Annotated in this window: 5 protein-coding genes; 1 reads left to right on the top strand and 4 read right to left on the bottom strand. The window is 73.4% G+C overall.

Annotation, left to right across the window (positions count from 1 at the left end):
* Positions 1-18 precede the first annotated feature (18 nt).
* Positions 19-813, top strand: coding sequence for an alpha/beta fold hydrolase (locus AOK08_RS24425; protein WP_055529833.1), 795 nt, complete (start codon positions 19-21; stop codon positions 811-813).
* A gap of 53 nt (positions 814-866) precedes the next feature.
* On the opposite strand, the gene AOK08_RS24420 is transcribed toward AOK08_RS24425, so the two are convergent.
* The 4 genes from AOK08_RS24420 to AOK08_RS24405 form a co-directional block, all read right to left on the bottom strand.
* Positions 867-3,698 (bottom strand): ATP-binding protein, encoded by a 2,832-nt coding sequence (locus AOK08_RS24420; RefSeq protein ID WP_055529831.1) that lies wholly within the window; start codon positions 3,696-3,698, stop codon positions 867-869.
* 97 nt (positions 3,699-3,795) lie between these two features.
* Complete coding sequence (locus tag AOK08_RS24415; RefSeq protein WP_055529829.1) at positions 3,796-6,288, bottom strand: AAA family ATPase; 2,493 nt, start codon at positions 6,286-6,288, stop codon at positions 3,796-3,798.
* On the bottom strand, positions 6,288-9,212 hold the full coding sequence (locus AOK08_RS24410; RefSeq protein WP_241827075.1) for a helix-turn-helix transcriptional regulator: 2,925 nt from the start codon (positions 9,210-9,212) through the stop codon (positions 6,288-6,290). Before AOK08_RS24410 ends, AOK08_RS24415 begins: the two co-directional genes overlap by 1 nt.
* Positions 9,213-9,383: 171 nt before the next feature.
* Positions 9,384-12,214: non-ribosomal peptide synthetase (locus AOK08_RS24405; RefSeq protein WP_055529825.1), on the bottom strand; the 2,831-nt coding region annotated here is incomplete at its 5' end.

The raw sequence follows: 12,214 nt of genomic DNA, 5'->3' as shown, positions 1-12,214 counted from the left end.
GTCCCTAGAGTCGTCGGCATGTCAGATGAATCGCTTGCGCCCTATCCCCTGACCACGGCGGTCTCCGGCAGTGGTCCGGCCGTCCTGCTCGTGCCCGCAGCCGCCGGCACCATCGAGGACAGTTTCGATCCGCTGCCCACGCTGCTGGCCGAGACCCGTACGGTCGTCGCACCGGAGTACCCGGGTTCGGCCGGCGAGCCGATCGACGGCCGTGCGCTGACCCTCGACAACCTCGCGGACGCGTATGTGGCGGCTGCCGTCGCCGCCGGTCAGGAGTCCTTCACAGTCGTCGGCCACTCCCTCGGTGCCGCGGTGGCCATCCGCGCCGCGGTCCGGCACCCCGAGCGGGTCAAGGGTCTGGTCCTGACGTCGGGCTTCGCCGTTCCCGACCAGCGAATGAAGATCGTCATCTCGCTGGCCTTCGACTGCCTCGCCCGCCGCGACTTCCGCGGTTACGCCCGCCTGATGGTCCTGAGCTGCGTCGGCGCGAGCCTCGTCAACATGCTGCCGCCCGGTGAGGTGTACCGCGCCCTCGGTGAGCTGGCGGAGCTGGCCTGGCCCGGTGCCGAGGAGTACTACACCCTGCTGCGCACCGTGGACGTCACGGAGGACCTGGCCCGGATCGACGTACCCACGCTGGTCATCGCGACGACGGAGGACACCTTCGTCTCCCCGGCCAACTCGCGCTTCCTCGCCGACAGTATTCCGGGGGCGGAGTACACGGAGGTCCCGGCCGGACACCTCATCAACATCGTGCACACAGAACCCTGGAACGAACTGATAGCCAAGTTCTTCGCGGAGCACAGCATCTGACGGAACGGGTCAGAAACGGGAGAGGGGCCGGCCGGCCCGGTCCGGGGCGTGACTCAGCCACGGCTGTCCGCCGGTGGCCGCAACGCCTCGGCCAGCCCGGCCCTGCCCTGGATACCCAGCTTGCGGTACACCTTCGTCAGCGCCTTCTCCACCGCCCGTGACGTCACTCCGGCGTCCCGGGCGATCTCCTGGTTGGTCCGGCCCCGTGCCGCCAGCCGCGCGACCCGGAGTTCGGTGGCGGTCAGCACGGCCGTCCCCGTCGCGGGTACGAGCGTCTGCGACTCGGGGCCGGCCGGGGTCCGCACGCGCCGGGCGGGCCGGCTGACGCCGCACTCGTCGGCGAGTTCGCGCGCGTACCGCACATGCTCCTCCGCCTTCGGGTCGGAGAGGGCCTGCAGTTGCCTGCCCAGCACATGGTGCGCCTTGGAGAGTTCCCACCGGTCCGCGGAGTCCTCCAGCACCCGTGCCGACTCGTGCAGGAGCGCCAGGCCCTCCTCGCCCCCGTGTACCTCGCCGCGGATCCGCAGCACCCGGCCGAGGGTGGCCGGCGCCCCCCAGGCCAGCGCGGAACCGTACACCTCATCGAGCAGCGGCAGGGCCTGCTCCTGGTCCCCCGACCGCCAGAGCAGCTCGGCCGCGACGGCGCGCCAGGGGATCAGCGCGGGGTTGTTCCACCCCAGCCGCTCCAGCAGCCGGCCGAAGCTCACGATCTGCTGGACGCCGTCGCCCGGGTCACCACCGACGGCCGCCTCCACACCGGACAGGAACCGCTCGACGGGTGTGGTGACGGACAACTGGCGGCCGGGCAGGGAGAGGCCCTGGCGCAGCCGCGTGGCGAGCCCGGCGTCGTCGGTCTCCAGCGCCAGATCGCCCATCGCGATCAGCGCGACGGGACCGCAGTGCTCCAGGCCGACGCCCGCTTCGACCGCCTCCAGGGCACGGGCCAGCGCCGGCGCCGGCTTTCCGGACGCCTTCAGCAGCCACGCCTGCTCGACGAGCCCCAACGGATGGGCCGACGCCCCGGCCGGGCCGCGGCCGCTCCCACCGGCCCGCTCCAGCCACGGCGCCACCCGGTCCGGCGCGTCCGCCGCGGCCAGCGTGAACACCACGAGGGGAAGGGGGGAGTGCACATGGTCCGGCGTGGCCGGCTCGCGCTCCAGGACGCGCTCGCTCAGCCGCGCCGCCTCCCGCGCGGTCGTCCGGCCCGTCAGCACGGCCGCGTACAGCAGTACGGCGGCCAGCTCGCGCTCGGCCACGGTGTCCAGCGGTACGTCCGGGCCCAGCGCCCGAAGCCGCTCGGCGCCCGCCTCCAGCAGCGGACGCTCCGTCAGGTCCAGATAGAGGCAGCGAGCCTCCAGACTGAGCGCCACCTCCCGCAGTGGCCCGGTCAGCCGCTCGGGGGGACCCAGATCCGTCGCCGCCAGACGGACACGGTCGCGCACGTGCGGGAGACTGTGGGCGATGACCAGGGGGGAGAGCCGGGCGGCGACGGCCGCCCGCTCACCCGGGGACGACTGCAGCGGTACGGCCTGGACGAGATGCCGGACGGACGCCGACAGGTCGAACTCCCGCTCGGCGATACCGAGAGCGGCGAGCAACGCCCCCCGGTCCCCGCCGTCCGCGGGGGTGTCGAGCAGCGCCCGGCGCAGATACACGACAGCCGCCTCGGGCCGGCCCGCCGCGAAGGCGGTCCGCGCGGCCTGCCGCAGCACGCCGACGCCCCAGCGGCCCTGCGGTGCGGCGACCAGCGTCAGCTGCTCGGCGGCCGGCTCCACCTGCTGGCTGTCCGCGAACAACCGGGCGGCCCGCAGCCGCAGTTCGTCCTCCTCCGTGGCGGTCATGGAATCGGCGACCGCCTCCCGCACCGAAGGGTGGGTGAAGCGGTACGACGGGTCGTAGGTGAGCAGCCCCATCCGCCGCAGCCCTCGTGCCGCCTCCTCGTACGCCTGGGTGTCCAGCCCGGCGACGGACCGGGCAGGCCCGGGGGTCACCGTGTCGTGCAGGAGCGCGGCGGCTCTGACGAGCCGCAGTTGTTCCGGCCCCAGGCAGGCCAGATAGCGCGGCAGCCGTTCCCGCAGCGCCACCGGAAGTGAACTCCGGGCGGCCGGTGCCTGCTCGGCCGTCGGCCGGTGCCCGAGTGCCGCCAGCTCGGCCAGCACCTCGGTGACGAACAGCGGATTGCCCCCGGTCACCTCGTGGCAGGCCAGGACGAAGGCGTCGTCCCCGGGCTCCCCGAACCGTCTGGCGACCAGAGCGCCGACCCCGGCCGCCGTCAGGGCGCCCGGCCGCAGGGTGTGGTCCGCGCTGCCGACGAACTCCCGCACCGGCTGCCGCTCGGCCGCGGCGCTGCCCTCCTGTACGGCCCCCACGATCGCCACCCGGGTGTCGGACACCCGCTTGGCCAGGTAGTTCAGCCAGGTCAGCGAGGCCTCGTCGGCCCAGTGCAGATCGTCCACGAGCAGCAGCGTCGGCCGGTCGGCGCCCATCCGGCCGGTCATCGTGGTCAGACCGTGCAGGACGGCCTCCAAGCGGTCCGGCGGCAACGAGGACAGATCGGGCAGGGCCGCCCCGTCGGCGAACAGCGGCTCGACGTCGGCCCTTGTCCCCGCCCACCATCTGCCCAGCGTGGCGGGAGAGGCCTCGTCCAGGACGAGATCGAACAACTGCCGTACGACACCGAACGCGTGGTCCTCCTCCACGGGGGAGCCGACCGCGCGCAGCACCCGGAACACGTCCGCGGACTCGCCCTCCGCCAGCGCGTCCAGGAGCCCGGACCTGCCTGTCCCGATGGGCCCGGAGACGACCGCCGAGGTCCCGGAACCGGTGCTCGCGGCACCGAGCACGTCGTCCAGGGTCCGCAGCTCGAACGTACGGTCTTCCAGCACGTAACAGACCCCTTGTCACTTTTGCTTGCGACACCATCTGCCGCTTGGGTTCCGTCAAGAAACAACACTTCTCGGCCAGAACGGGCGACTGACCGCATTAGACACTGAACGGGCCCTCACCCCGTACCGAGACGGCAGGGGTCCCCGCCGACAGCATCGCCGCGGTCCACTGGGCCAGTTCCGGCGCGCTGGGTAACCGGTCCGAGCCGCTCACCGCCCGGGCGGCCCGGACAAGCGCCTCCTCGCCCAGCTCCCGGTCGGAGGCCAGGGCGATCCCCACCGCGATCGTCCCCACGGCGCTGGGCTTGCGCCACGCCGTGGACAGCCGCTGGTGCTCCTCGGCCAGGCGGGTCGCCGCCTCCGTGTCGCCGCACACATGCCGGGCGATCGCCGCGAAGTAGCGCCACGAGATGAAGTTCGGATGCGTGATCTGCTTGTGCAGCAGACGCCGCCCGCACTCCTCCAGATCGGTGGCGGCGCCGACGGCGTCACCGTCGCCCAGCCGCGCACAACCGCGGGCCCACAGCAGTCCGGGCCACCCCGTGGCGTCCCACTCGGCCCCCGGACCGGCCTCCTCGGCCAGCCGCAGGGCCGCGCCGAACTGCGACCTGTACACGTGCAGCACCATCTCCAGTGTGGTGAACCGCAGCGAGACCGAGGTGTGCCAGCGGTGCGCGGGCAGCCGCTCCCGCACCCAGTTCAGGTCGAGCTCCGCCTCCTTCAGTCGGGCGCAGCGCAACAGGGTCCAGGCACGGGCCTCCAGCGCCCGGGCGTTCACGGCCTCCATGTACGGCTGTGAGGTCTCCGCCAGTACGGCCTCCAGACCGGCCAGTGCCTCGTCGTACCGGCCGTGCACCACCAGCACCCGGCTGGCCATGATCCGGGTCGCGAACAGGGAGCTGTCGCCCTGCGACTGACGCAGCGCGAGGCGGGCCAGCTCCTGACTGCGGTCGGCGGACCGGCCCCGCAGCATCAGCCGCCAGGATGTGAGGGCCGCACGCACCGGATGGCCCGCGAGGGCCGCGGCCGGCGACGAGTCCAGCAGACGTTCCAGCAACTGGTCGTGGGACTGGTCCTGGGCGGCCGTCAGCTCCAAGGGCCACGAGGCCGCGGGCGACAGCGGCTCACCGGCCGAGGCGTCCTGGTCCGCGAGCCGGGTCGCGACCGACTCGACCCCCTTGGCGTACAGCAGGTCGATGGCCCCGAGCCGCAGCGGCGCGATCACCCCGTTGGTGGTGTCCATGAAGACCCGCACGAGGGGCGCGTCGCCCGCGTGCGGGGACTGCGCCATCTCGGCGGCACCGAGTTCCAGGAGCAGTTGGGCCTGCTCCCCCTTGTCCATGTCCTCTTTCAGCGCCCGTTGCAGGTAACGCGCCGACGCCGCGTTGTCGCCCCGGTTCCGGCCCGCCGCGGCTGCCCCGCGCAGGGCCTGTACCGCCCAGGGGCGGCCCGTCCGGCGGGTGCTCAGCAGCAGCCGGGCCAGCTTCTCGTCATCGATCGCCGCCCGCTGGCCGAGCCGGGCCGCGGCGGCGTACAGCTCCTCGCGCGCACCGGACGCCATGCCCGCCAGCACGATCGAGGCCGTCTCCTCGTCGGACGCCGTCAGTGGCTCGCCCGGTGCGAGCAGTCCGGCCGCCCGCAGCAGCGCGATCGCCCGCGGCGCCGACAGGGTGCGCAGCCCGGCCAGCCCGCACACCAGCGCGGGGGGCAGCTCCCGGCCGCACACCACGATCGCGCGCAGCAGCAGCACCAGGTCCCACGGCAGGGTGTCCAGCAGTTCGGACACCTGCTTGTCGGCGGCGTCCCCGGCCCGCGAGGTCAGCTCCGCCAGCGTGCCGGGCGACATGGTCAGGGGGCCCCGGACGAGTGGTACGACCGCGGCGCACAGCACTTTGGGGTTGCCCCGGGTCGCGCGGGCCGCGGCCTCGACGAACGCGTCGTCGACCGGGCCGCCGTGCGCCCGCTCCAGTACCGTACGGATGCCGGACACGCTCAGCGGCCGCAGCTCGACGATCTCCCCGCCGACCTCCGTGAGACCGGACGCCGCCTGTTGGGGCGAGCCGGGTCCGGCCGCCGTGACCAGGAGCACCGGAGCCTGCCGCAGCCGCCGGGACAGCGCGTCGAGCAGGCTCCGGGACCAGGGATCCGCCCACTCCAGGCCGTCGACCACGACGAGCAGGGGGCGCCCCCGGGCGGCCCGCAGAAAGGTCCGGCACAGGTCGGCGTTCAGCGCCTGCCGTGCGGCCCGCTCGTCGGAGGTGGAACGGCCGCGGCGGTACGCGGAGCCGAGCAGCTGCTGGACGACGCCGTACCTCAGCCCGGACTCCTGGGCCGAGCCACGCCCGTACATCACCTGTACGCCCGAACGCTCGGCGAGGTCCGCGGTCCACCGCAGCAGCGCGCTGCGGCCCGAGCCCGGCACCCCGAGCACCCTGACGGCCGCCGACCGGCCCTCGGCCAGCCCGCCCAGTGCCGCCCGCAGCCGTTCGCACGCCTCCTCACGGTCCACCAGAAGCCCGTTGTGCCGCTGCTGCGGCCACGGTTCCTCCGGCCGCGACCGGTCGGCCGGTGAAGCGGGGCCCGCGGCCATCACAGGCTCCCCGCCGAACCGCGCGCCACGGGAACGGCCGGTCCGCCGGCTCCGGCCTCGGCCCGCGGCGCGTCCTGACCGTGCCGCCAGCGCGGCAGGGTCTGCGACAGCTCCCGTCGGTTGCTGACACCGAGTTTGCGGTAGGTGGCCGTCAGATGGGTCTCGACCGTGCGCAGGGTGATGTACAGCTCGTCGGCGATCCGCTGGTTGCTCACGCCCCGCATGGCCAGCTCCGCGATCTGGAGTTCGGACTTCGTCAGCAGAAGGCCCGCCGGGCCGTCGGTCGCCTTCCGCAGCCGGCCGCCCGCCGTGACCAGGAGGTCGGCCGCGGCGCCCGCCGTGCCGTGGTCGCCGGTCCGGGTGGCGAGGTCGACGGCCTGCCGCAGATGCTTGCGGGCCGCGGCCTGGTCACCGGCCCGCAGCAGCGCGCGCCCCAGTTGGTGGTCGGCCCGGATACGCGAGGACAGATCGGGTGACCCGGCGAGCACGTCGGCCGCCTCCAGGCAGAGGTCGATCGACGTCCGCTGGTCCGCAGCCACCGAGGCCCGGGCCAGCAGCACCTGCCCGAGGGCACGGGGGGTGCCCCAGTCGGCTGCCGGAGCGTCGACCTGCTCGATCAACTCACGTGCCTCGGACACCCGTCCGTCCTTGACGAGGAGCTTCACGGCGTACACCCACCACGGCGAGACCACCGGGTTGACGACTCCGTACGCCCTCAACTCCTCTCCTGTGCGCAGGAATCTGCGCAGCGCGCCGGCCCGGTCGCCCCGCCGCCACCGCGACGCGCCCCAGTACAGCGTCAGCAGATGCCGGAGCCAGCCGAGTTCACCGGCGGCCGGTGCGTCCGTCCGCTCGACGATGCCCCGCCGTGTCAGCAGCTCGTCGGCTGCCTCCGGACGGCCCGCTGCGGTCAGCAGGACCGCCATGACCGACGGCGGCAGCGCCGAGGACCGCCGCCAGGGTGCCCGCTCGTCGATGTCCATGGCGCGCCGCGCCGCTGCCAGGCCTTCGCGGACGGCCCCTCGGAGATACAGGGTCAGCCCCCGCTGGGCCAGGTGCAGATGATGGGCCCAGTCGTTGCCCTGGGCGCGCGACACGTCCAGCGCCTGCTCGAAGACCCGGGACGACAGCTCGACCTCGTCGGCCAGGACCAGGGCCCAGCCGCTCTGGTGCGATATCCGTTCGTCCCACGCTCCGCTGTTGAGCGCCCGCCGCGCGAGCGTCACGGCGGCGGGCGCCGACCGGCCCTCCACGGCCGCGAGCAGTGCCTGCGCGGCGAGCGTCCGCCGCTCCCCGGGAGTGTCGCCCGCGGGCTGCCTCGCTGCCCGCAGCGCGGTCGCCGACTCCCGTACCCGGGCCCGGCCGTTGGGGGAGTCCGGTGTCTGGCTGAGGCCCATGACCACCAGAGCGGAGCGCAGCTGGCACTCCAGGTCCGCTTCTTCCGTGCCGGGCCGCCCGCCCGTCGCCCTGCGCAACGTGTCCAGGGCCTCGACGAGTACGGGCTCGGCCGCGAGCACGTTCTGCGCGGCGATCGCCGCGTCGCCGTACCGTACGGCGAGGCGGGCGGCTTCGACCGGGGTGGCCGCCCGGCGTACGGCTGCGAGCAGTTCGGGGAGCGAGGCCGCCGGTTCCAGCCGCAGCACGGCCTCCGCCAGCCGGATCCGGGTCCGCTCCCGCTGCGCGGGGTCGTACTGGTCGGCCAGCAGCCGTCGCAGGTACCGCACACCGTCCAGCGGCTCGCCCTGGTGCATCGCCTCGTCCGCGGCGGCGCACAGCGCGTCGGACATCCAGGCGCCCTCGAGACGGGGCAGCCGCAGCAACAGGTCCGCCGACCGCCGGACCGGCTGGGCGGTGTCGTTCAGCAGCGTGGCGGCACGCTCGCGCAACCGCGTCCGCTCTCGCGGCAGGAGCGTGTCGGTCACCGTCCGCCGGTACGTCTCGTGGACGAAACCGAAACCGTCCGGCGCGACGATGCCTTCCTCGCGCAGTACGGCCAGCGCCGTCCGGGCCCGTTTGGCGGACACCCGGGCCACCGCGCCGACCAGCGCCGGGTTGATGTCACCCACCGTGGCCAGGGCCACCGAGACGTTCCGCACCGGCTCGGGCAGCACGGCCAACCGCGTCCGCAGCGAAGCCCGTACCGCGGCCTGGCCGAACTCCATGACCCGCTCTGTCTCACTGGCCAGAGGCTGTACGCCCGCGTCCGACAGGGCGTCGAGCAACTGGTGCAGCAGCCGCGGATTGCCGCCCGACGCCCTGGCGCACTCCTGTGCGAAGTGCGGTTCCGGGGCGCCGAGCCGCCGCCGTACGACATCGGCGACGGCCGCCGGGTCCAGTGGACCGAGCCTGAGCACGGCCGACGCGTGCCAGGCCGTGAGCTGCGCCAGTTCGCCGTCGCCCGGGGGCTCCGCCTCGTCCCTCGACGCCGTCAGCACCAGCAGCGGGCGGTGGCGTGACCTGGTCAGCAGGAAACGCAGCCAGCGCAGCGAGGACACGTCGCACCAGTGGACGTCGTCGAGTACGAGGGCCAGTGGTCGGTGTGCCGTGAGCAGGGCCACGCACCGCTCCAGCCGCCGCAGCGTCGGGTACGTGCCGGTCAGGGGTGTGACGGCGGACAGGGCCGCCGCCAACTCCTCCCGGGCCCCGGGCGGGAGATCCGCGGGTGTCCGCAGGAGTTCCGAGGCCGCCGCGTACGCAGTGGCGGAGTCCGCCTCCCGGCAGGTGACGCGCAGGACGGTGAAGCCGTCAGCCGGTACCCCGGCCAGCAGGGCGCTCTTGCCCACACCGGACGGCCCGCGCACGATGACGAGCCTGGCCCGGCCCGCCCGGGCCAGGCCGGCCTCCTGGGCGAGGCGGGCCGACTCGGTCGTACGGCCGGTCGGAGAACCGTCCGGCGATCGGGGACAGGCTTGAGGAACGACCACCGTCAACGGGCTTTCCTCCATGACATCAGTTCGTCCGAAACCTGGTCGTTCAGGCGTACCTCTGGGGTGTGAGGGCCATGAGATCCAGGTGCCGGATTGGTGCACGCGCAGTCAAACATTGCAAGTTTCAATGAAACGGTTCACGCAGGTCAAGTCCTGGCGGATCCATGATCAAGACGCACTCGACCCGAGGGAGCCGGCCTGCGCCGGTTCGCCCGCCTGGCCCGAGGCGACCGTGTCCGCCGCCCTGACTTCCCGGACCGCGGAACAGACCTGCTCCAGGGTGGGCTCGGCGAGGATCCGCGGAAGGAGGTGGTCCAGGAACCGTTCCTCCAGGTCAGCCCCCACCACCTCCGTGGACACACCGCCGAGCATGGCGATCATCGAAACCGAATCCCCGCCCAGCAGATGGAAGTCGGCGTCGGCGCCGAGCCGCTCGGGTTCGACGGCCAGGACCCGCCCCCAGACCTGGGCGACGGCTTCCTCGACCTCGTCGCGTACGACGGTCCGCACGACGGGGGCAGGGGCGCCGGGCTCCTGGGCGAACGGGTCGGGGAGCGACTGGACGTCGATCTTGTCACTGCTGGTGCGGGGCAGTTCCGCCACCGGCAGCAGCACCGTCGGCACCATGGCACGGGGAAGCCGTGCCGCCGCGTGAACGGCCAACAGGTCGGTCTCCACCGGGGTGTTGAGGACCACATGGGCGCACAGTACTTTCCGGCCGTCACTGGGCCGGACCCGTGCTGTCACGACCGCCCGTTCGACCGCAGGGTGTTCCTCCAGACAGCGGGCGATCTCGGCGGGCTCCACCCGCACCCCGTTCACCTTGACCTGATGGTCGATCCGGCCGAGGCATTCCAGGGAGCCGTCGGGCAGCAGCCGCCCCAGGTCACCGGTCCGGTACACCCGGGTGCCGTCGCCGAGGCGGACGAACCGGTCCCGGGTCAGATCGGGCCGCTGCCGGTAACCGCGCGCGAGAGCCGCGCCCGAGACACAGATCTCGCCGATCTGTCCCGGCTCGGTGAACTGCCGGTCGGCGGCGATCAGATAGACCGCGGAGCGGTCCGCGGGCAGCCCGATCGGTACGGTGGGGGACCCGGAATGCCGCTCGGCGTCGAACACACCGGCCGTGCACGCGATGGTCGCCTCGGTGGGGCCGTACGCGTTGACGATCCGGCAGTCCGGGCCGAAGATCCGCTGAGTGCGCTCGGCGAGCAGCCCGGTGAGCGGCTCCCCCGCGGCCGCGACCACCTTGAACCCGCTCGGCGAGAGCCCGAGCCGGCCGATCAGATCGAGATGGGTCGGGGTGAGGGAAAGGGTGTTGGCCCCCGACTCCTCGAGCAGTTCCCGCAGCACCAGATGGTTGGGCTCCTCGGGCACCAGCAGCACCGTTCCGCCCGAGAGCAGCGGCGGGAACACCGAGTTGTACGTCCAGTCGAACGCCACCGAGGCGAACAGCGGGATGCGGGTGGCGGCGTCCATCCCGTAGAGCCGGACCGCCCAGCGGACGTAGTTGACCACACTCCGGTGAGTGACCTCGACACCCTTGGGACGGCCCGTGGAACCGGATGTGTAGATGACGTATGCCAGATCCTCGGCCTCGACCAGGTCCGGCACGGGATCGGCAGCCGGCCCGGAACCCGGTTCGGAGGCCGTTTCGGAACCCGGACCGGCTTCCGCGGCGCCGACCCGCTCCAGTACGAGCACGTCGAAGGAGGGCCAGTCGCCGAGCCGCGTACGGTGGCTGTCCTGGACCAGGCAGAGCGGGGAACCCGCGTCCGCCATTAGGCCGAGGATGCGGCTGTCCGGGTGCCCCGGCTCCAGCGGCAGGAACGCGGCGCCCGCCCGCAGCACCCCCCACATCCCGGCGAGCAGGGCGACACCGCGGTCCGCGAGCAGACCGATCACGTCCCCCTTGCCGATGCCGCGCTCGCGCAGCGCCCGGGCGACCGCGTCCGCCCGGCGGCCCAGGTCGCCGTACGTGACCGGCCCCTCCGGGCCGCACAGCGCGATGGCGTCCGGGGTCCCGCTCACCTGCTCGCGAAAGAGCGCGGTAAGGGTGGTGGGTGTGGTGGGTGTGGTGGATGTTGCCGGGGCTGGGACGGGGGTGGCCGCGTCCGCCTGCACCCGGCCGAAGCCGCGCGCATGGGGGCCGCGGTGCGCGAGGGGCACCAACTCCTCGACGACGTCGTCCAGGAGCTGTTCGCCCCGGGCGATGGCGCCCGGCCCGTCGTGCCAGCCGAGGACGATCTCGGCCCGGCCGTCGCACTCCATGATGGTGAACATCGGTGGGCTCATGGCCAGAAGCATCGGGAGCGAGTAGACCGAGGCCGCCTCGAAGGCGTCCGTGCTGACCTCGGCGAGCGCGACCCGGCCCAGGCTGGACAGGACTGCGGAGCCGAAGTACTCGCCCGTGGCCGTGACTTGGGCGTCCATGGCGGCGCCGCCCTGCCGGATGTCCTCCAGCGGCACCGGCACGACCTGCGTGGGAACCGGCCCCGGCGGCAGTTCCCGCCGGTCGGCCAGTGCGGACAGCAGGCTCTGGTGGGCCGTCCGCCAGTCGTCGCCCGCCTGGACGTCGACGGATATGCCCATGGTCAGATTGCCGGTGGTGCGCAGCTCGGGGTCATGGCGGCGCAGATCGACGGGGACACCGAAGCGCGCCCGCTCCAGCCCGCTGGCCCTGGTGATCGCGGTGGCGAGCTTCGCCACCAGCCCGAGATGGTTGCCGTCGACCGTACGCCGCCGCCAGAACAGCCTTCGGCTGCCTCGCTCTTGTGGATGGGCGAGCACAGGCGACCAGGTGGCGGGGGCGACCCCCGGCTCGTCGCCGGAGGAGCTCGCGAGGAGCTGGAAGAACAACTCGACATCCGTGAGCGGGGGTTGGTCCTCCGCCGGGGCGCCGGTTCCGGTTGCGGAAGTGTCGGCCTCGGTCGCGGTGCCTTCGCCGGCCTCCGACTCCTCCGGCCCCTCCGGCCCCTCCGACTCCTCCGGCCCCTCCG

This window comes from Streptomyces graminilatus (assembly GCF_001418565.1).
GTDB classification, from domain to species: Bacteria; Actinomycetota; Actinomycetes; order Streptomycetales; family Streptomycetaceae; genus Streptomyces; species Streptomyces graminilatus.
This window is presented reverse-complemented; position numbering and strand designations above follow the sequence as displayed.